Source organism: Kribbella sp. NPDC051586 (genome assembly GCF_044453965.1).
Taxonomy (GTDB): Bacteria; Actinomycetota; Actinomycetes; order Propionibacteriales; family Kribbellaceae; genus Kribbella.
The window spans coordinates 438481-458413 of the sequence record NZ_JBITDF010000002.1; the positions used below are offsets into that span (position 1 = coordinate 438481).

At 68.3% G+C, this 19933-nt stretch carries 25 protein-coding genes; 6 read left to right on the forward strand and 19 right to left on the reverse strand.

The annotated features are described in order from the left end of the window. Window positions 1-77 precede the first annotated feature (77 nt). From ACIA58_RS12510 to ACIA58_RS12560, 11 genes are all read right to left on the reverse strand, one after another. Window positions 78-452, reverse strand: a complete 375-nt coding sequence (locus tag ACIA58_RS12510) for a DoxX family protein (RefSeq protein ID WP_396403738.1) — start codon at window positions 450-452, stop codon at window positions 78-80. 24 nt (window positions 453-476) lie between these two features. Then, window positions 477-1568: a M14 family zinc carboxypeptidase gene (locus ACIA58_RS12515; RefSeq protein WP_396403739.1), complete on the reverse strand. Its 1092-nt coding sequence runs from the start codon at window positions 1566-1568 to the stop codon at window positions 477-479. 65 nt (window positions 1569-1633) lie between these two features. Continuing rightward, the gene (locus ACIA58_RS12520; RefSeq protein ID WP_396403740.1) at window positions 1634-2458 is read right to left on the reverse strand and encodes a GNAT family N-acetyltransferase; all 825 of its coding nucleotides are present in this window, start codon (window positions 2456-2458) and stop codon (window positions 1634-1636) included. A 49-nt stretch (window positions 2459-2507) separates the two neighbouring features. Beyond that, window positions 2508-3788: an MFS transporter gene (locus ACIA58_RS12525; RefSeq protein WP_396403741.1), complete on the reverse strand. Its 1281-nt coding sequence runs from the start codon at window positions 3786-3788 to the stop codon at window positions 2508-2510. Between the two features lie 18 nt (window positions 3789-3806). Beyond that, the gene (locus ACIA58_RS12530) at window positions 3807-4289 is read right to left on the reverse strand and encodes a GNAT family N-acetyltransferase (protein ID WP_396403742.1); all 483 of its coding nucleotides are present in this window, start codon (window positions 4287-4289) and stop codon (window positions 3807-3809) included. After that, window positions 4286-4939 (reverse strand): VOC family protein, encoded by a 654-nt coding sequence (locus ACIA58_RS12535; RefSeq protein WP_396403743.1) that lies wholly within the window; start codon window positions 4937-4939, stop codon window positions 4286-4288. Before ACIA58_RS12535 ends, ACIA58_RS12530 begins: the two co-directional genes overlap by 4 nt. Then, the gene (locus tag ACIA58_RS12540) at window positions 4936-5100 is read right to left on the reverse strand and encodes a CopG family transcriptional regulator (RefSeq protein ID WP_396403744.1); all 165 of its coding nucleotides are present in this window, start codon (window positions 5098-5100) and stop codon (window positions 4936-4938) included. Before ACIA58_RS12540 ends, ACIA58_RS12535 begins: the two co-directional genes overlap by 4 nt. Window positions 5101-5269: 169 nt before the next feature. After that, window positions 5270-5605 (reverse strand): thioredoxin, encoded by a 336-nt coding sequence (trxA, locus tag ACIA58_RS12545; RefSeq protein WP_396403745.1) that lies wholly within the window; start codon window positions 5603-5605, stop codon window positions 5270-5272. Next, complete coding sequence (locus tag ACIA58_RS12550; protein WP_396403746.1) at window positions 5602-5970, reverse strand: MerR family transcriptional regulator; 369 nt, start codon at window positions 5968-5970, stop codon at window positions 5602-5604. The genes trxA and ACIA58_RS12550 overlap by 4 nt, the downstream gene beginning before the upstream one ends. Window positions 5971-6041: 71 nt before the next feature. Beyond that, entirely contained in the window at window positions 6042-7652 is a 1611-nt protein-coding gene (locus ACIA58_RS12555; RefSeq protein ID WP_396403747.1) for a thiamine pyrophosphate-binding protein, read from the reverse strand. Then, the gene (locus ACIA58_RS12560; protein WP_396403748.1) at window positions 7649-8434 is read right to left on the reverse strand and encodes a cyclase family protein; all 786 of its coding nucleotides are present in this window, start codon (window positions 8432-8434) and stop codon (window positions 7649-7651) included. The genes ACIA58_RS12555 and ACIA58_RS12560 overlap by 4 nt, the downstream gene beginning before the upstream one ends. Window positions 8435-8488: 54 nt before the next feature. On the opposite strand from ACIA58_RS12560, the gene ACIA58_RS12565 reads away from it, so the two are divergent. Further along, window positions 8489-8995: an NUDIX domain-containing protein gene (locus ACIA58_RS12565; RefSeq protein WP_396403749.1), complete on the forward strand. Its 507-nt coding sequence runs from the start codon at window positions 8489-8491 to the stop codon at window positions 8993-8995. Here the strand turns inward: ACIA58_RS12565 and ACIA58_RS12570 are convergent. The 7 genes from ACIA58_RS12570 to ACIA58_RS12600 form a co-directional block, all read right to left on the reverse strand. After that, complete coding sequence (locus ACIA58_RS12570) at window positions 8976-9524, reverse strand: nucleosidase (protein WP_396403750.1); 549 nt, start codon at window positions 9522-9524, stop codon at window positions 8976-8978. The genes ACIA58_RS12565 and ACIA58_RS12570 overlap by 20 nt on opposite strands. A 2-nt stretch (window positions 9525-9526) precedes the next feature. Continuing rightward, entirely contained in the window at window positions 9527-9946 is a 420-nt protein-coding gene (locus ACIA58_RS12575; protein WP_396403751.1) for a PIN domain nuclease, read from the reverse strand. Further along, window positions 9946-10200, reverse strand: coding sequence for a DUF2191 domain-containing protein (locus ACIA58_RS12580; RefSeq protein WP_396403752.1), 255 nt, complete (start codon window positions 10198-10200; stop codon window positions 9946-9948). The genes ACIA58_RS12575 and ACIA58_RS12580 overlap by 1 nt, the downstream gene beginning before the upstream one ends. A gap of 88 nt (window positions 10201-10288) precedes the next feature. Then, window positions 10289-11440 carry a flavodoxin-dependent (E)-4-hydroxy-3-methylbut-2-enyl-diphosphate synthase gene (gene ispG / locus ACIA58_RS12585; RefSeq protein WP_396403753.1) on the reverse strand — a complete coding sequence of 384 codons (1152 nt, stop codon included), beginning with the start codon at window positions 11438-11440 and terminating at the stop codon, window positions 10289-10291. A gap of 24 nt (window positions 11441-11464) precedes the next feature. Further along, complete coding sequence (locus tag ACIA58_RS12590) at window positions 11465-12772, reverse strand: M50 family metallopeptidase (RefSeq protein ID WP_396403754.1); 1308 nt, start codon at window positions 12770-12772, stop codon at window positions 11465-11467. A gap of 5 nt (window positions 12773-12777) precedes the next feature. Beyond that, window positions 12778-14007: a 1-deoxy-D-xylulose-5-phosphate reductoisomerase gene (gene dxr / locus ACIA58_RS12595; protein WP_396403755.1), complete on the reverse strand. Its 1230-nt coding sequence runs from the start codon at window positions 14005-14007 to the stop codon at window positions 12778-12780. 22 nt (window positions 14008-14029) lie between these two features. Continuing rightward, window positions 14030-14863 carry an FHA domain-containing protein gene (locus ACIA58_RS12600; protein ID WP_396403756.1) on the reverse strand — a complete coding sequence of 278 codons (834 nt, stop codon included), beginning with the start codon at window positions 14861-14863 and terminating at the stop codon, window positions 14030-14032. Between the two features lie 84 nt (window positions 14864-14947). Between ACIA58_RS12600 and ACIA58_RS12605 the strand changes: the two genes are divergently transcribed. From ACIA58_RS12605 to ACIA58_RS12625, 5 genes are all read left to right on the forward strand, one after another. After that, entirely contained in the window at window positions 14948-15652 is a 705-nt protein-coding gene (locus ACIA58_RS12605) for a type 1 glutamine amidotransferase (RefSeq protein WP_396404973.1), read from the forward strand. 19 nt (window positions 15653-15671) lie between these two features. Further along, window positions 15672-16247 carry a DUF1707 domain-containing protein gene (locus ACIA58_RS12610; RefSeq protein ID WP_396403757.1) on the forward strand — a complete coding sequence of 192 codons (576 nt, stop codon included), beginning with the start codon at window positions 15672-15674 and terminating at the stop codon, window positions 16245-16247. 17 nt (window positions 16248-16264) lie between these two features. Next, window positions 16265-17428, forward strand: coding sequence for an acyl-CoA dehydrogenase family protein (locus tag ACIA58_RS12615; protein ID WP_396403758.1), 1164 nt, complete (start codon window positions 16265-16267; stop codon window positions 17426-17428). Window positions 17429-17518: 90 nt separating this feature from the next. After that, the gene (locus ACIA58_RS12620) at window positions 17519-17806 is read left to right on the forward strand and encodes a DUF6458 family protein (RefSeq protein WP_396403759.1); all 288 of its coding nucleotides are present in this window, start codon (window positions 17519-17521) and stop codon (window positions 17804-17806) included. A gap of 38 nt (window positions 17807-17844) precedes the next feature. Further along, complete coding sequence (locus ACIA58_RS12625) at window positions 17845-18228, forward strand: nuclear transport factor 2 family protein (RefSeq protein WP_396403760.1); 384 nt, start codon at window positions 17845-17847, stop codon at window positions 18226-18228. Here ACIA58_RS12625 and rny read toward each other — a convergent pair. Further along, on the reverse strand, window positions 18209-19915 hold the full coding sequence (gene rny, locus ACIA58_RS12630) for a ribonuclease Y (RefSeq protein ID WP_396403761.1): 1707 nt from the start codon (window positions 19913-19915) through the stop codon (window positions 18209-18211). The two genes, ACIA58_RS12625 and rny, sit on opposite strands and share 20 nt — an antisense overlap. Window positions 19916-19933: the final 18 nt, after the last annotated feature.

Here is a 19933-nt window from a genome sequence, read left to right on the forward strand (position 1 = left end):
TAGAAATCGGGACGTCACAGAGAATATCCGCCCGGCGGACATGCTCTCACCACGTTATCCACAGGCCCACACCGGACTCATCCGGACCGGCCCTCACGCGCGGCTTTCAGCGCCCAGCGGATCAGCGGGGCCTGCAGCGGCAGGCGTGCGTACGCGATCGCCCGCGCCGTCCGGGACCCCTTCTTCTGCACGTCGGCGGCCATCTGGACGTTCGCCGGGAAAACCGCGACGAGCAGGGCGGCGCTCGCCAGACCTGCCGATCGCCGCGTGCGCGGGTGCAGCAGACCGGCCGCACAAGCCAGCTCAGCCACTCCTGAGGCGTAAACGAGTTCCCTCTTCCGCGGGAGGGCCCGTGGCACGATCTGCTCGAACGGTTCCGGTTTCAGGAAATGCAGCGATCCGAGCACGCCGAACAGAACGGCCAGGCCGGTGGTGGTCTTGCTCCGCGACATGCGCGGGAGCTTACCCGACGGTAATCACGGCAGTTTCACGTACGGCGCCGCCGCGGCCCGCGCGGCATAAACCAACGCTGGTTTCAGCAACGGCCAGAACGTCGAGGAAACACACGAGTACGCCGGCAGGAATCCGGCGCACCACCCGGTTCGCGGCCCGATCTCGAAGGTGTACGAGGGCACGCCGCGCGTCCCGTACAGCCAGTCGGTGGTCGAACCCGGCGTGAAGTACCCGATCCCGCCGTCCCCGGTCGAGACCGGATAGCCCGTGACCGCGCCCATCTTGTTGCCCAGGGCCACCAATGCGTCCCGGTCCGGCGCGGCCGTGTCGGTGTATCCCCACGGGGCCAGGATGTCATTGCCGTAGCTGTGCAGGGTCAGGAAGACGCCGGTCGTACTCGCGGCGGCCGGCTCGTCCACAGCGCCCTTGGTGTCGGGAAAGATCTTCTCCAGCAGGCCCTGGATCGCAACCGTCTCCGGCTCGGACGCCGCCTTCGCACCCGGATACGTCTCGGCGCAGGGACCACCCTGGTCCGCGTCCCAGTGGAACGACGAGTTCCGGTTCAGATCGACTCCGGGGTACGACGCCGCGCATGCTCCCGCGCTGTCGTCGACGTTCTTCCGTTGCAGCAGCGGCCGCGCCGGGTTCGACGCGACCACGTCGACTCCGTCCGGGTTCGCGATCGGCACCACCCACAGTTCGCGGGTGTCGAGCAGCGCGGTGATCTCGGGGTCGACGCCGTACGACGAGACGAGCAGGTCGATCCACTTGTAGGCGATCTCGCCGGTCGCGAGTTCGCGCGCGTGGATCTGCGCGTGCAGGACGAACTTCGGCTTCTTCCCGGTGCTGTTCAACACGCAGTCGCCGGCCGCGAGTTTCGTGATGCACAGGGCCTGGATGTCGTGGCCGCCCTGGTCGTTCGCCTTCTTCCACGAGTCGCCGATGTCGTACAGCTTCACGAGGTCCGGGTGCGCCGCGGCGACGGCCGCATCGTGCTGCTCGTGTCCGACGGTCGTGTGATACCCGCCGTAGTACGTCACTGCCGCCGACGAGTACGCGGTCGACGAGATCAGGACGAGAGCGGAACTGCACAGAAGAACTGCGAGGCTTCGCACGCTGACCAGCCAACCCGACGGCCGGTCGGGGGGCATCACAGAGAGTGCGCAGTATCAGACCAGTATCAGAACAGAATGGTCGCGAACGTCTCGATCGTCCGGAACCCGACCCGCTCGTACGCCGCTCGCGCCGGCAGGTTGAAGGCATTCACGTACAGCGTCACCACCGGCGCGATCTGCCGGGCCAGCTCGACCACAGCCGCCATCCCCGGCGCCGCCAGCCCGCGACCGCGGTACTCCGGATCCACCCACACGCCCTGGATCTGGCACACGCCCGACCCGACCGACCCGACCTCGGCCTTGAACACGACCCGCCCGTCCTCGATCCGCGCGAACGCACGCCCGACGCGGATCAGCTCGGCCACCCGGGACCGGTAGAAGGTCCCGTCCGGCCCGGTCTGCGGCGGCACACCGACCTCCTCGGTGTACATCGCCACGCACGCCGGATACAGCACCGGCAGCTCGACCGGCTCGACCGCGCGGACCAGCGGATCCGGCGCGATCCGCGGCGAGCCTTCGATCACCATGAACGGCTGGTCGTCGCGCACCTCGCGGGCCGGTCCCCAGTGCGGCTCGAGGATGTTCCACAGCTGATCGACCGCGCGGGCCTGCCCGAGGATCTGGAAACAGTTCCGCCCCCGCCGCAACGCGTACGCCGCGAACGCCCGCAGCGCCGCATCGTCCGCGCCGACCGGCACCATGTTTCCGCCGGCGTGGCACAACGCCTCGAGCGCACCCTTGTCGACGTACCCCCAGACCTCCGCGCCGCGCCGGGGGTCGAGTCCGGACGCCTGCACGAGGCTGTCGACGAACACGTTCACAACCGGATCGCGGGCGATGACCGCACGCGCCGCCGCGAGGTCACGAGGACCGAGAACCCGTACGCCCACGCGCAGAACCTAGCGGATGAACGCTGCGCCCGTATGCAACGGGGCCGGGTCAAGAAACCTCGGCCTCATGCACCCCGCCGTGTCCGCCCTCCTGTCCGGCGGCGATCCGGCGCAACGGTGAGGTCCACGCGATCACGACACCGACGAACCCGCACAGTCCCATCAGCACCATCCCGGTCCGCGGTCCGAACGCGTTGCCGAGCACTCCGCCGACCAGCGAGCCCAGCGTCCACCCGACACCCCAGGACAGCATCCGGCCCGCTGTGTTGACCCGGCCGAGCAGCTTCTCCGGAGTCACCTGCTGCCGGTACGACACCGCGTTGACGACCACCAGCACGTACGCCGAACCCCAGACGAGCAGCGCGAGCGCGGCGACGACCCAATGCGGCGACAGCGGTGACAGCACGCCCAGGAGCGCCGAGACCGGCAGCGCGTACAGCGTGATCGCCGCGGGCGGCATCCGCTTCAGCAAGCGCGGCAGGCTGAGCGCGGCGATCATTCCGCCGATCCCCCATGTCCCCCAGACCAGTCCGAACCGGAGTCCCGACGTACCGACGTGCAGCACGCGGTCGCACCAGACCACGATCAGCGCCATGAAGCCACCGCCGGTGAACGACTGCACACTGCCGACGATCGTCATCGTCCGTACGCCGGCGTGCCGGACGAGGTAGCGCAGGCCGTCACCGATGTCGGCCAGAACCACCCGCGGCCGCAGCGGCGGCTGACCCTCGCGGGACTCGGACATCGCCCGCACGATCCCGCGAACAGCGAACGCGGACGCAGCGAAGCTCAGCGCATCCAGCGTGAGCAGACTGGCCGGATCGAGTACGGCGAGGGTCAGACCGGTCAGCGGCGGGACGAACAGCTCGATCAAGCTCGACGCCGTCCAGACTGCTGAATTGGCCCGCGCAACGCGTGCTCGGCCGACCAGGACCGGCAGTGCGCCGAAGTTCGCACCGTCGAAGAACGTGTAGACGGACTGCACGGTGAACGCGACCACGAGTACCTGCGCGATCGACAGCACGCCGAGCAGATGCGCAACCGGCACCGAGCCGACGAGTGCGGCATTGACGCAGTCCGCGGTGATCATCACGCGCCGACGGTTCCAACGGTCCGCGAGCGCACCTGCGAACAGTCCGGTCAACAGGTACGGCGCCGATTCCAGCGCTGTCACCAGTGCGGTCAGGACGGTCGAACCGCTCAACCGGTAGACGAGCACCGGCAGCGCGATCGCCGTGACCATCGACCCGGTGATCGACAGCGCACGGGCCAGCCAGTATCGCCGGAAGTCCGGGTCGTCGCGCAGCCGCGGGGGCATCACTGTCGTCATGGGCGGCATCCTGCAAGTTCAGGTGCGGTCGAGGTCAATGGCCATCCACATCAATTCGTCGCCGAGATCGCGGCGCGGGGTCCGTTTCGCCTCGGTGAAGCCCTGCGCGCGGTAGAAGCCGATCGCCTGCTCGTTCGCGACCAGGACGTCGAGCAGGAGCTCCGGCGTACCGTCCGGCAGAGCTGCGATCGCGGCGTCGAGGAGCGCCTTGCCGATGCCCTTGCCTTGGTGACCGGGCAGGACGTACAGCTTCCACATCACCCAGGAGTCGTCCTCCTGCCCGAGTCCGGCCATGCCTAGCAGCGCGTCGCCGTCCGCCGCGACCAGGGTGATGCCTTTGCGTATGCCGCGTTCGACGGCCTCTGGGGACCACCACTGGGCCAGTCCGTCGGTGATGAACTCCTCCGGCACCAGTCCGCCGTACGCCACCGGCCAAGTCGTCAGACCGATCTGCCGGATGGCGTCGACGTCGCTGAGCTCGGCCCGGCGTACGGCGATCATCCGTGCACCACTACGAGCTGGCCTTCCGGGTCGACGATCTCGAGCCCGTTGTCGGTCCGGGTCACCTCATACGTGTCGAGGCGGCCGAGGACGTCGTCGAGGTCTTCGGTAGTGCTCAGGTCCAGCCTTACGGCGAACTTGCCGTCCGCCGGGCCGAACCGGACTGGTAATTCCATGCCGACGCCTTCGAAGAAGCGACGCCAGGCCGGCTCTTCGGCACCCGTCAGGTACGGCGTGACCGACCACCGCTCGTCCGGGCGCGCGTCGTGGACCTTGTAGCCGTACAGGTCCTCTGCATGCTCGTCGACCCAGATGACGACCTCGTCGGGTCCGGTCACCGACAGCACCCGTCCGTACGCCTCGTCGAAGACGGTCGCGTCGACGAACCCCACCTGCTCCAGCCGGTCCCTCAGCTCGTCGATCTTGTCCGCCTCGAACGAGAGAGTCGTCTGCCCCGGCTGCCCGCCGGTACTACTGCTGGCCGCGTCGTGCAGCGCGACCATCCCGCGACCGGTCAGCATGTCGACCCAGCCACCACGCTCGGACTCGATCCGCGACCGCAGCCCCAGCGCCTCGAGGAAAGCTCGCATCGCGCCCACGTCCGCCGTGAACCGCAGCGGCCTGATCACTGTGTTGTTCACGTCGTTCATCCCCGCGCCTCCCCATGCTTGTCCAGGTACTCCGCCAGCGCCTGCTCGACCAGCGCCGAGAGACTCGCACCCTCGTCGATCGCCTTGTGCTTCACCCGCCGCACCAACCCAGGCGGCAGATACACGTTGAACTGCACCTTCTTGCCACCGTCATCCACCATGGCTATATTGCTAGCATCCTAGACAACTAACCGTCAATCCCGAACCGCAGGGCGTACGCGAGCACCGTGTGGACCGGCACCAGTGGCTGGCGGATCGCGTTTCACCGGCAGGCGGCGCTGAACGGCGCCCCGTCTGCCGGTGGGATGCGTTCTACATGATCGAGTACATCTAGACCGCGGTCAGGAGGGCGTCGTCGAGGTCTTTCTGCAGACGGGCCTTCGGGCGGGCTCCGACGACGGACCAGATCATTTCGCCCTGGTGGAAGAGGATCAGGGTCGGTAGAGCCATGACGCGGTAGCGGGCGGAGATGGCCGGGTTCTCGTCGGAGTTCAGCTTTACGACGGTCATTTGCTCGCTGCGGTCGGCGGCGATCTGGGCCAGGACCGGGGCGATCTGATGGCAGGGCGGGCACCACTCGGCCCAGAAGTCCACCAGCACGGGCTTGTCGGACCGCAGGACCAGCTCGTCGAAGCTCGCCTCGTCGACGGTGCGCAGTTCACTCATAGTTGCTTCATCCTCCAGCTCTCGGCATCGGTCAGGAGGTCGGTCAGCCGGCCACGCAGGTCCGTCAGCTCGGCAATCCGCCGGTCCACGTCCGCGATCCGGGTCCGGTACGCCGTCAGCGAGGCCGGGCAGACGTCGGCGCGCTCATTGCCGGCCCGCAGGCACTCGATGAACGGGTACGTCTGCTCGGCGGTCAACCCGAGGCTCAGCAATGCCTTCACCTCGCGCACCACGACCACATCGTCCGCTTCGTACGCGCGATACCCGTTCGCCTCACGTCGCGGCTTGAGCAGCCCCTGCGCCTCGTAGTACCGCACCGCCTTCACCGTCACACCGGCCTCGGCCGCCAGATCACTGATCCGCATCCCGCCTCCTTCACCCCGACGCTAAACCTTGCCCCCAGGGTCAAGGTCAAGCCAGGATAATCCGGATCGCCTCAGTGACCGCGGAACGCCTCCTCCAGCCACCAGGACGGCTGGTCCGCCACGACCTTCGCGTCCACGAGGAACGGCGCCGACCGTGGTCCGTTCAGCCAGTCCTTGACCACCGCCAGGTCCTCGACGGTCCGTACGGTCGCAGCCTCGAAGCCGTAGCCCCGCCCGATCGCTGCGATGTCGGTCGGCGGGAACGTCACGGTCTCCAGCGGGTGCCCGTCGGGACCGAAGTGGTGCACCTCGGCGCCGTACGCATCGTCGTTGTACACAACCACCAGCATCGGCAGACCGAGTCGTCTGACGGTGTCCAGCTCCGCAGCGCTCATCAGTGCGCCGCCATCCCCCAGCGCGGCCACCGGCAGCCGATCCGGCTGCGCCAACGCGGCGCCGATCGCGGTCGCAAGCCCCAGCCCGATCGACTGGAACGCCTGGGTGAAGCAGAGGCCGTTCTCGTCCGGCACCGAGAGGTATGCGCTCGGGTAGCCCATGAAGTTGCCGGAGTCGACGGCGACCACCCGTTCGGTCGGCAGGAGGTCGTCGAGCACGATGCTCAGCGTTCGGGGATCGATCCGCTCCGCCGTACTCGTGTCGTCGTACGCGACGTCTCGCCAGCGTACGCTGCCAAGCTCAACGTTCCGATAACCCACGCGCTGCTCGCCGAACGCCTCGAGCACAAGTCTCGCGGTGAGCCCGACATCGCCGGTGACACCCAGCTGGATCTCGCGATGCGCGCCAAGGGCCGACGCGTCGTCGTCGACCTGCACCACGGTCGCGTCCGGTGCGATCAGCTGACCGTGGCGCATCGTCCACATGTTCAGCGCGCATCCCCAACCCACGATGAGGTCGGCGGCGCGGATCAATTCCGCAGTACGCGGTGAGGCGAAGCCGCCCGAGATCCCGAGCGACCAGGGGTTGCCGTGGAACAGGCCGTGCGCGACGGCTGAGGTCGCCAGGAGTGCTCCGGATCGATCCGCTAGTGCTTCGAGGACGTCGCGATGGACGCGAGCTCCACGGCCCGCAACGAACACCGGTCGCTCCGCACGCTGCAGCAGCTCAAGGAGAGCCTCGGTGGCGTCCGGCACCACCGCCTCCGGCGATGGCAGCTCCGCCGGCTGCCGCGCGGCCGTGGGTACCTCCAATGCCTGCACCGGAAGCGGCACGTTCAGCAGTACCGTCCTGCGTTCGCGCACGGCAGTCGCCACCGCGTCTCGCGCCTCGGCAACCGCGGTCTCCGCCGAGGTGATCCGCACGGGCACCGCGCCCACCGCGCGAGCCAGCGCCTCTTGGTCGACGTAGAAGTTCGACCGCGGCTCGAGGACCTCCGCCGCGACGACGACCATCGGCGTACGGCTCTTGGCCGCCTCGGCGATACCGGTCATCGCATTCGTCAGACCGCAGCCCTGATGGACCGTGAGCGCGGCGACCGTCCCGCTCATCCGCGCGTACGCGTCGGCCATCGTCGCAGCGCCGCCCTCATGCCGCGCGGCGACGAAGCGCGCGCCGGCGGCCACCATCGCATTCGTCAGGTGGAAGTTGCCCGACCCGACCACGCCGAACACCTGGCGGACGCCCGCGGCCACGAGCGCCCGACCGACGGCGTCCGCGACGATCATCCGCGTTCGACCAGCGCGAGCACTCGTGCGGGAGCGCCGGAGCCGCCGACGATCGGCAGCGGTCCGGCGATGATGACTGCGCCGGTCGGCGGGAGCTGCGCAAGGTTCTGCAGCTGCGTCAGGCCGTACTTGTCGCTGCCCATCAGGTAGGAGTGGCATGGGAACGGCGGGTCGAACGAGTGCGCCTTCCCGGCATCGGTCCCGACAGTCTCGACCCCCATGCCGAGTACGGGCGACTCCTGCGCGACCCACCGCGCGCACTCCGGCGAGAGGCCTGGCGTGTGCGGGCCGTTCTCGTCGGCGTTGATGAAGGCCTCCTGCGAGTGCGACCGCGCGTCCCAGCCCGTGCGCACGAACAGCCAGCCGCCCGTGGGCAGCGGAACGTTCTCCGCCTCCCAGGCCTTCAGGTGGTCGACCTCGACGAGGAAGTCGGGGTTCTTCTCGACCTCGGCGGTGAAGTCGAGGACGACGGCCGGCGCGATCAGGCGGTTGGCGGGGACCGAGGCGATGTCGGCGAGGTCCTTGCCGGTGACCCAGTGGTTCGGCGCGTCGAAGTGGGTGCCGGTGTGCTCGCCGCTGGTGAAGTTGTTCCAGTACCAGGCCGGCCCGCGGTCGTCGTACCTGCTGATCTCTTCGAGCGCGAACTGCGCCGTCTGCCCGAACTCCGGCGGCAGCTGGATCACCGGCGTGGACGCGGACAGCGGCGACGTCAGATCCACCACCTCGACCGAACCGTCGGCGAGTGCCGCGACGAGTGCCGACAGGAGCGACGAACCGGCCATGCGGACCTCCAGCGAGTGGCGTACTTGACCCAAGGCCAAGTCAGCATAGACCGCATGCTGCTTGCCACCTTCCGCTCACCGGACCTCCCGCCCGGCGGACGGTTGATCGAGCGCACCGCGGTCCGCGGGGTGCTGTTCCGCGGGCCCGAGTTGCTGCTGCTGGCGTCGCGCCACGGCGATTACAAGTTCCCGGGCGGCGGTGTCGAGGCCGGTGAGTCGTACGAGGTGGCGCTACGCCGCGAGTTCCTCGAGGAGTGCGGGTACGACGCGGTTGCGGTCGGAGCCAAGTTGGCGACGACCCGCGAGGAGGTGCCGGCGATCGACGCGGAGTACGACGTGTTTGGGATGACGTCCTACTACTTCGCCTGCTCGGGCGGGACGCTGATGGGTGAGCAGCAGTTGGAGGGGTACGAGGCGGAGCTGGAGCTCACACCGCAGTGGGTGACCGTCGCCGCGGCGTTGACGGCCAACCGACGGGTGCTGGAGAGCGGCGTCGGCGTGATGCGCTGGCTGGTGCGGGAGATCGCCGTACTGGAGTGGCTCAGCGAACGTACTCGCTGACCCACTCCCCCAGGGCCTTTGCGCTCGCATCCACGAGAGCCGGCCAGTCGAGCGCCGCCTCGTCCGCCGAGTCCGAGACGTGCTTCACGACCCGCACAGGTACGCCGTACTCGCGGCACGCGTACACCACGCCGTACGCCTCCATATCCACCAGATGCGCCCGCTCGGCCAGCCGCTGACGCACCACCGGATCGGTCACGAACACGTCCCCCGACGCCAGCACTGTCCCGTCGCCACCATCGATACGCAGCTCGTCCTGCGGATCGAGTCCAATAGCCCGAACCGCCGCCGCGTTCACATCGTGATTGATCACCAGACTCGGCAAGTAGAGCCCAGCCATCCCATCCCGCAGCGCACCGGTCGTCCCAACATTCAGCACCACGAGATCCGAGGTATCCCGCTCCCCCAACGCCCGCCCAACAGCCACCGCTGCCGCCGTCTTCCCCACCCCGGTAACCACCACCGGAATCCCGTCCGGCACATACCGAGCCTCCCCAGCAACAGCACTAACCACCAGGTAGTCGGTCACCGTCAGAGCGTCCCCTTCGGCATCACCCATTCCACTGGCTGCCCAGTGACCTTCGCGATCCGGTCATAGTCGTCGTCGTAGTGCAGAACCGTCAACCCTGCCAATTCAGCGGTTGCGGCGATGATGAGGTCAGGCAGCCGAAACTGCCGATGCTGACTCTTCTTTGCCAGCGACCGATGGACGCTCAGGGCCCGGTCCATGGCCTCGGTGCTCACGTCCGCCCATCGCTGCCCCTGGAGATCGGCCCACAGCCGTTCGTAGGTCTTCGGGTCGGGAGCATTGTTGAGGCACTCGAGCAGGGTCATCTGACAGAAGGCCAGCCGGCCTTCGACCAGCAAGCTGTCGAACCGGTGCTTGACATTGATGTCGCGGCCGCGCAGCACGAAAACAGAAGTGTCCGCCAGGTAGGCGGCTCCAGCCATCACGCGCTGCGCTCATCCCGCGCGTCGATCTCCAGGCGGCTGAAATCACGTCCGCCGCCGTACCGCCAAGCCGCGTCCGAGCCGCTCACGTCCAGGTCGACCTCGTCGAGCGTCGCGATGAGGTCCTTGGCACGTTTCCGCCGGGCCAGCTCATGCAGCGCGGCATTGATTGTCTCGACCTTGCTGTCGGTACCAAGCTCCGCGCGGGCAGCTTCGAGCCACTCGTCGTTCACGTCAACCGAGATGCGCGTCATGGCACAAATCATACACCAATGTATCGTGCGCATTGGTGCACGATTCCTCGGTACTCAGGCACCAACTCTGGAGCAAAGCTGGTGCAGATCAGCTGACGGTGACGGTGGGTTCGCCTGCGTCTCCGGTGGGTTCCATGGATTCGGCGATGCGCATGGCCTCTTCGATCAGGGTTTCGACGATCGCGGACTCCGGGACGGTCTTGATGACCTCGCCCTTGACGAAGATTTGGCCCTTGCCGTTGCCGGAGGCGACGCCGAGGTCGGCTTCGCGGGCCTCGCCGGGGCCGTTCACGACGCAGCCCATGACGGCGACGCGGAGCGGGACCTCCATGCCCTCGAGGCCGGCGGTGACCTGCTCGGCGAGGGTGTAGACGTCCACCTGGGCGCGGCCGCAGGACGGGCAGGAGACGATCTCGAGCTTGCGCTCGCGCAGGTTCAGCGACTGCAGGATCTGCAGGCCGACCTTGACCTCCTCGACCGGCGGCGCGGACAGCGACACCCGGATCGTGTCCCCGATGCCCTTCGACAGCAGCGCGCCGAACGCGACCGACGACTTGATCGTGCCCTGGAACGCCGGCCCGGCCTCGGTCACGCCGAGGTGCAGCGGCCAGTCACCCCGCTCGGCGAGCATCTCGTACGCCTGCACCATCACGACCGGGTCGTTGTGCTTGACCGAGATCTTGAAGTCGTGGAAGTCGTGCTCCTCGAACAGCGACGCCTCCCACACGGCCGACTCGACCAGCGCCTCCGGCGTCGCCTTGCCGTACTTCTCCAGCAGCCGCTTGTCCAGCGAACCCGCGTTCACGCCGATGCGCAGCGACGTGCCGTGGTCCTTCGCCGCCTGCGCGATCTCCTTGACCTGGTCGTCGAACTTGCGGATGTTGCCCGGGTTGACCCGGACCGCGGCGCAGCCGGCCTCGATCGCGGCGAAGACGTAGCCCGGCTGGAAGTGGATGTCGGCGATCACCGGGATCTGCGAGTGCTGCGCGATCTCCGCCAGCGCGTCGGCGTCCTCCTGCCGCGGGCAGGCGACCCGGACGATGTCGCAGCCCGCCGCGGTCAGCTCGGCGATCTGCTGCAGCGTCTTGTTGACGTCGTTGGTCGGCGTCGTCGTCATCGACTGCACCGAGACCGGCGCGTCGCCGCCGACCAGCACGCTGCCGACCTTGATCTGACGGGTCTTGCGGCGCGGTGCGAGGGTCGGTGGCGGCAGCGCGGGCATGCCCAGGTTGATGCTCATGAGTCCTTAACCGTTGGGTGAGGGTCAGCCGTTGAAGAGTTTGATGGGGTTCACGATGTCGGCGATGACGAGCAGCACGCCCATCACCACGATCGCACTGGCCGCGACGTAGGCGATCGGCAGCAGTTTGGCCACGTCGACGTACCCGGGGTCGGGCCGGTGGAACAGCTTGGCGAGGCCGCGCCGGATGCCTTCCCAGATCGCGCCGATCATGTGGCCGCCGTCCAGCGGCAGCAGCGGGATGAAGTTGAACAGGGCAAGGAACAGGTTCAGCGAGGCGAGCAGCAGGATCCCGGTGGCGACCTTCTGGCCGACGCCCAGATCGCTCGACGCGACCTCACCGGCCACCCGGCTCGCGCCGACGACGCTCATCGGGCTGTCCTGGTCGCGCTGGCCGCCGACGATCGACTTCGCCACCCCGACCAGCTTCTCCGGGAAGCGTCCGAGCGCCTGCACGGTGCTGACGGTCAGCTTGCCCATCTGGTCGACCACGAAGCCGAAGCTCTGCTGCTCCACCTTCTCCGTCGGCGAGATGCCGAGGAAGCCGACCGAGACGAGCTTGTCCGAGGTGGCGCTCTCCTGCACCTGGTTCACGATCGTGCTGGTCTGCAGCGTCTTCTGCGCACCGTTGCGCTCGACAACGATCGTGGCCGGCTTGTCGGTGTTCGCCCGGATCAGCGGCGTGAGCTGGTCCCAGCTGCTGATCTGCGTGCCGTTGAAGGAGACGATCTTGTCGCCGACCTGGAATCCGGCGTCCTTGGCCGGGGAGACCTTGTCGGCGTCGGTGCACTGCCGGTTGGCCGAGGCCTGGTCGGCCGGGATCACGCAGTCGGTGACGGTGGAGACCGTGGTCTGCGCGATCGGCGTCCCGTAGAGCATGTACAGCCCGCCGAACAGCACGAACGCGATCACCACGTTCACCAGCGGACCGGACGCCATCACGATCAGCTTCTTCCACCACACCTTCTGGTAGAAGAGCCGGCCGTCGTCCTCGGGCGCGATCGTCTCGTACTCCGCCGAGCGCGCGTTCTCGACCATCGACTGGATCGGGCCGGTGTTGGCCTTGCGGACCTTCGTCGGGTCCTGCCCCTTGCCCGGCGGCAGCATCCCGATGATCCGGACGAACCCACCGGCCGGGATCGCCTTGATGCCGTACTCCGTCTCGCCGCGCTTGGTCGACCAGAGGGTCCGGCCGAAGCCCACGAAGAACTGCGTGACCTTCATCCCGAACGCCTTGGCCGGGAGCATGTGGCCCATCTCGTGCAGCGCGACGGAGATGAGGACCCCGAGGACGAACAGCACGATGCCGACGGTGGTGAGAAGCACGGTCATGCCCTTTAGTTCTCCTGGCTACTGTCGGTGCGGCGGTCTGTACGGCTGGTAGTGATCTCCCGGGCTCGCTGCCGGGCCCACGCGTCCGCGGCGAGCACGTCGTCGACGGACAGTTCCACATACGAGGGTACGTCGTGTTCGGTCACCACCCGGGCGACCGTGTCGACGATCCCCGTAAACGGCAGCCGGCCGGCCCGGAACGCCTCCACGCAGACTTCGTTCGCCGCGTTGAACACCGCAGGCGCCGTACCGCCCCGGGCGCCCGCCTCCCGGGCCAGGCTGACCGACGGGAACTCGGCGTCGTCGACCGGCTGGAACGTCCACGTGCTCGCCTCGGCGAAGTTCCACGGCGGCGAAACGTCCGCTATCCGGTCGGGCCAGCCGAGGGCGAGCGCGATCGGCACCGACATCGTCGGTACGCCGACCTGCGCGATGGTCGCGCCGTCGACGAACTCGACCATCGAATGGATCGCCTGCTGCCGGTGGATCACGACGTCGATCCGGTCCATCGGGATGCCGAAGAGCAGGTGCGCCTCGATCAGCTCCAGACCCTTGTTGACCAGCGTGGCGGAGTTGATCGTGACGACCGGCCCCATCGCGAAGTTGGGGTGGTCGAGGGCCTGCTCGACCGTGACATCGGCCAGCTCGCTCCGCGGACGGCCGAGGAACGGGCCCCCACTCGCGGTCAGCAGCAGCTTGCGGACCTCGTCCGGCGAGCCGCCCCGCAGGCACTGGGCGATGGCACTGTGCTCGGAGTCGACCGGGACGATCTGGCCCGGCTTGGCCAGCCGCGTGACGATCGGCCCGCCGATCACCAGCGACTCCTTGTTGGCCAGCGCCAGCGTGTTCCCGGCGTCCAGCGCGGCCAGCGTGGCGTGCAGCCCGACCGAGCCGTTGATGCCGTTGAGAACCACGTCACACGGCATCGCCGCGAGCTCGCTGGAGGCATCCGGCCCGGTGATGATCTTCGGGATCCGGAACTCGCCCTGCGCGTACCCCTTCCGCTGCGCCTCGGCGTAGAACGCCAACTGCAGGTCCTGCGCGACCGTGGCCTTCGCGACCGCGACGACCTCGACGCCGAACTCGAGCGCCTGCTCCGCCAGCAACGCGACGTTGTCGCCGCCGGCGGACAGCGCAAGCACGTGGAAACGGTCCGGGTTCCGCCCGATGAGGTCCAGCGCCGTGGTACCGATCGAGCCGGTCGAACCGAGGATGACGACGCTGCGTGGATTCACGCCGCCATTGTTCCAGGTGCGGTCACCCCAGGTACAAGCGGAAGGCCAGCGCGCCGAGCCGGATCTCGTCGCCGTTGCCGACCATCGCGGTCTCGATCCGTACGCCGTTCACCTGCGTCCCGTTGGTGGAGCCGAGATCGCGCAGTTCGTAGCTGGTCGCGTCGATCCGCAGCAGCTCCGCGTGGTGCCGGCTGATCTCCTGCCGGTCGAGGATCACGTCGCTGTCCGGCGCCCGGCCGATCCGGACCAGGTCGAGCACCGGTAAGACCTCACCGTCCGGTCCGACGAGCACCGGTTGCGGGCCGGTCTCCAGTGCTGTGGCGATCTCGCCGACGCCGGCGGTGCGGATCGAGAGCGAGACGATCAGGTCGTCCCCTTTGTCCACATGCAGGTTGTGCTGGGCGCCGTACCCCTGCAGGAGCTCGCCGTGCTCGTCGATGACGACCGCGGAGACGTGGTAGTAGCCCGGTGGCAGTTGTGCGTACGCCGCTGCGCCGAGCGACGTGGTGAGCACCACAGCGTCGTACTCGCGGTGGCTGACGTCGGTGATGGTGATGAGGACCGGGTTGTTGGCGGTGAGGTGCGCTTCGGCGCCTGTGTCGCCCGGTGTGAACTCCACGGTCAGCAGAGGCGCGGGACGCAGCTCGTCCAGCCCGACCAGCCGGTCGACAGCGGGCACAGTGCCGGTGGGAATGGCGAGCGGCACGTACTGGCCGTGCGACCGGACCAGGAGGTCGAGCTGTGGCCTCGACACTCCGTTGCGGCGGGCCAGCAGGTACGCGTTCACCATGCCCTTGCCGAAGATGAAGGCCACGTCCCCCACCACGGCGCGCACGAATCCACTGATCGGCTCCATCTGCACCCCCAGTGCATCAGTATCCCGGAATCACGACTCCGGTACGGCGGTGGCCGGTGTGCCGCGTACCGTGGCCCGGTGACGATGCCGACCTCCGTGCTGATGATCGAGAACGACGAGGGCAGCGGTCCGGGCAAGCTGCTCGGCTGGCTCGACGACCGTGGAATCACTCCCGTCGTCGTCCGGGCGTGGGACGGGGAGCCGGTGCCCACGAGCGTGGCCGGCCATGCGGGCCTGATCATGCTCGGCGGCGGGATGCTGCCCGACGAGGACGAGCGGTCGCCGTGGCTGCCGGCGGAGCGCTCGCTGCTGCGTGACGCGCACGACCGGGTGCCGGTGCTCGGGATCTGCCTGGGCGGGCAGTTGCTGGCGCACACGTTCGGCGGCGAGGTGAAGGGGAAGTACGGGCTGCCCGAGAAGGGTGTGACGTCGCTGACAGTCCTGCCTGCCGCCGCGGACGATCCGCTGGTCGGCGGTCTGCCGTCGTCGGTGTGGGCGGTCGAGAGTCACCAGGACCAGATCACGCAACTGCCCGAGGACGCCGTACTGCTGATGTCGAGCGAGCGCTGCCCGAACCAGATGCTGCGCCTGGGTGAACGGAGCTGGGGCGTGCAGTTCCACCCCGAGGTCACGGCTGACCGGGTACGCCGGTGGGACCCGGAGCGGCTGCGGTCGATGGGGTTCGATCCGGATGCCCTGGTCGCGGACGCCGAGCGGTACGCCTCCGAGCTCGAGAAGACGTGGTCCGAGGTCGTCGGGAGATTTTTGTCGTTCTGCTCGGACCGGTAGCGGCGCTACCTTTGGTCGCATGAGTCTGGAGCAGCCGCCGCCCGGTCACCGGGCATCCGACAACGACCGCGAACGTGCCGCCGCCGTGGTCCAGGAAGCACACACCGACGGCCGGCTGGACTTCGAGGAACTGGACGAGCGGCTGACCCAGGTCTACTCGGCCAAGACCCAGCTCGAGCTGCGCAACGCGACCGCCGATCTGCTGCCGGTCGCACACGGCAGTTCGCAGGAGCTCACCCTCCGGGCGAGGCACAGCCAGCAGAAGCGCGAGGGCGCCTGGGTCGTGCCCGAGCGGCTGACGGCGATCGCGGAACACTCGTCGGTCAAACTCGACTTCACCGACGCGGTGGTCCACTGGGCCGACATCCACGTCGACGCGCACGCCATCCACAGCTCGGTCGTGATGGTCATCCCCGAAGGCTGGAGCGTCGACATCGACCAGGTCGACGTCCACCACAGCAGCGCGAAGAACAAAGCCGTGGCACCCCGCCCCGGCGGGGTCCGCCTCCACGTGACCGGCAAGGCCAAACACGCCAGCGTCATCGTCCGCCACCCCCGCAAACGCCACTGGTGGTGGCCCTGGTACCGCAAGTGATGGATTAGCGTTCGGGTATGACCGTGTCCTTGGATCTCGTCGATGTTGACTCTTTGCTTACTGGGGAAGAGGTTGATGTTCGGGCGGCCGCTCGGCGGTTTGCGGATGAGCGGTTACGGCCGGCGTTGCCGGAGTGGTTCGAGACGGCTTCGATTCCGGCGCGGGAGTTGGCCAAGGAGCTGGGGGCGCTCGGGTTCCTGGGGATGCACCTGACGGGATACGGGTGCGCGGGGCTGGGGTCGGTGGCCTACGGGCTTGCCTGCTTGGAGATCGAGGCGGCGGACTCCGGGATGCGGTCGCTGGTCTCCGTGCAGGGATCGCTCGCGATGTACGCGATCTGGAAGTACGGCAGCGACGAGCAGAAGGACGAATGGCTCCCCCGGATGTCGGCCGGTGAGGCGATCGGCTGCTTCGGGCTGACCGAGCCCGACTTCGGCTCGAACCCGGCCGGCATGCGCACCAACGCCCGCCGCGACGGCGACGACTGGGTCCTGAACGGCTCGAAGATGTGGATCACCAACGGTTCGGTCGCCGACGTCGCGGTGGTCTGGGCCCGCACCGACGACGGTGTCCGCGGCTTCGTCGTACCGACGTCGACACCCGGCTTCTCGGCGCCGGAGATCAAGCAGAAGATGTCGCTGCGCGCGTCGGTCACCTCGGAGCTCGTGCTGACCGATGTGCGGCTGCCCGGCTCAGCTTTGTTGCCGGAGGCACGCGGTTTGTCCGGCCCGCTCGGCTGCCTGAACGAGGCCCGCTTCGGCATCATCTTCGGCGCGATGGGCGCGGCCCGGGACTGCCTCGAGACGACGATCGCGTACGCCGGCGAGCGCATCGTGTTCGACAAGCCGCTCACGGCGTACCAGCTGACCCAGGCGAAGCTCGCCGACATGGCCGTCGAGCTGAACAAGGGCATCCTGCTCGCCGTCCACCTAGGCCGCCTGAAGGAGAAGGGCACGCTCCGGCCTGAGCAGGTGTCGGTGGGCAAGCTCAACAACGTCCGCGAGGCGATCGCGATCGCCCGCGAGTGCCGCACGATCCTCGCGGCGAACGGCATCAGCGGCGAGTACCCGATCATGCGGCACGCCAACAACCTCGAATCCGTCCTCACCTACGAGGGCACGTCCGAGGTGCACCAGCTCGTCATCGGCCAGGCGCTGACCGGGCAGTCCGCGTTCCGCTGAGTTCCGCTGAGTTCCGCCGACGCATACCGCCGCCCCTTTATGGGCACGGGGAGTGAGTTCAGTTACTCCGTGTTCGGAAAGGAGCAGGGTATGCGGATCGGGGCCGGGATCGCACTCGTCGTGATCGGCGCTGTCATCGCGTTCGCCGTACGGGACACGTCCGACACGTTCAACCTGACCGCCCTCGGGATCATCATCATGCTCGGCGGCGCCGCCGGGATCTGGCTGTCGTACCGCCTCGCCAACCAGCGGCGGCAGACCGACCGGCCCGTCATCGACCCGGAGGTCGAGCGTCAGTACCGCACCGCCCCGCCGGAGCGCGTCGCCGACGAGCCGATCGACGTCACGCCGACCCACCTCCGCAAGCCAAGCAGGTAGTCGATCTCTTCGGCGCGAGCCGGGTGCACCATGAGTTCATGGACACCAACCGTGAACTGCTCGAACGCCTGTGGTCGCCCGACAGCGAACTCGCGCTCTCGCCGGAGGCCGAGCACGAGACGCGCACGGAGGACTACGTCCTGGAGATGCCGCAGTCCGGCGAACGCATCATCGGGCGGGACCCCATGCGCGCGATGCAGCAGGAGTACCCGAATCCGCCGTCGATCCAGATCCTCCGCATCACCGGCTCCGGCGACAACTTCGTGGTCCTCGGGCGGTCGGACTACGGCGGCGACGTGTACTACGTGGCGAACGTCGTCGAGTTCCGCGACGGCCGGATCGCCCGCGAGACCCGGATCTACGGGGCTCCGTTCGACCCGCCCGCGTGGCGGGCGAAGTACGCTACTTCGCCACCTCAGTAGCCCTGGATTCACGCACCACGGTCACCCGGATCTGCCCCGGGTAGGTCAGCTCCTCCTCGACCTGCTTCGCGATGTCGCGAGCCATCACCTGCGCCGCGATGTCGTCGACCGCGTCCGGCAGCACCATCACCCGGATCTCCCGGCCGGCCTGCATCGCGAACACCTTCTCGACGCCGTCGTGATGCATCGCGATCTCCTCGAGCCGTTCGAGCCGCTGGACGTACGCCTCCAGCGATTCGCGCCGCGCTCCCGGCCGCCCGCCGCTCACCGCATCGGCCGCCTGCGTCAGCACGGCCTCGACGGTGCGGACCTCGACCTCGTTGTGGTGCGCCTCGATGCAATGCACGACATCGTCGTTCTCGCCGTACTTGCGGGCCAGCTCGGCCCCGACGATCGCGTGACTGCCCTCCGACTCGTGTGTGAGCGCCTTGCCGATGTCGTGCAGGAACGCGCCGCGCTTGCACAGCTTCGGATCCAGCCCCAGCTCGGCGGCCATCATCCCGGCGATGTGCGCCGACTCGATCAGGTGCTTGAGCACGTTCTGTCCGTACGACGTGCGATAGCGGAGCAGCCCCATCGTGCGGACGAGCTCTGGGTGCAGGTCCGTGATCCCGACGTCCGCCATCGCGTCCTCGGCGGCCCGTTGGCACAGCTCGGCGACCTCGCCCTTGCTGCGCTCGTAGATCTCCTCGATCCGGCTCGGGTGGATCCGGCCGTCGAGCACCAGCGAGTCGAGCGTCAGCCGCGCCGTCTCCCGGCGGACGGGATCGAAGCAGGACAGCAGCACGGCTTCCGGGGTGTCGTCGATGATCAGGTTCACGCCGGTGGTCTGCTCGAACGACCGGATGTTGCGGCCCTCGCGCCCGATGATCCGGCCCTTCATGTCGTCGCTGGGCAGATGTACGACGGACACGACCGACTCGCTGGTCTGCTCGGACGCCAGCCGCTGCACCGCGCCGGTGATGATCTTGCGGGCCTTGATCTCGCCCTCGTCCTGGGCCTGCCGCTCGATCTCGCGGACGATCGTGTGCGCGTGCCGCTTGGCCTCGTCCTCGATCGACGCGACCAGCTCGGCCCTGGCCTGCTCGGTGGTCAGGTTCGCCACGCCTTCGAGAATCCGGCGGCGCTCGTCCTCGAGGTCCTTGATCTCCTTCTTGCGCTCCTCCAGCTCGGCCAGCTGAGCGGTCAGTTGGGTATGGCGTTCCTCCATCGCGCGGTGCTGCTCATCGGCCCGCTCCTCGCGCTCGGTCAACCGGTGGTCGCGGCGCTCCATCTCCAGACGCTGCTCGCGCAGGTCGTCACGGATCGACTGTGCCTCCGCTTCGGCTTCCCGGCGTACGTCGGACGCCCGCTGCTCGGCATCCCGTCGTACCTCGGACGCGCGGTCCTCGGCACTGCGACGGATCTCCTCGCTGCGTTGCTCGGCCGCCTCCGCACGGGTCCGCAGTACGGCGGCCTCTTCCTCGGCCTGCCGTCGTACCAGCTCGGCGGCGGACTTCGCACCGGCGGTCAGCTGCGCCGCCTCGAGTTGGGCCGCCTCCAGCTGAGCGGTCTCGAGTTGCGCAGCCTTGAGTTGCGCGGACGAATTGTCGGCGGCTTTCCGGCGGGAGAGGGTCAGGCCGATCCAGGCCAGCAGTCCGGCGATCAGCAATCCGATCAGGGCCAAGCCAACCGACATCGCGGTCATCGGCGTATCCCCTCTCCT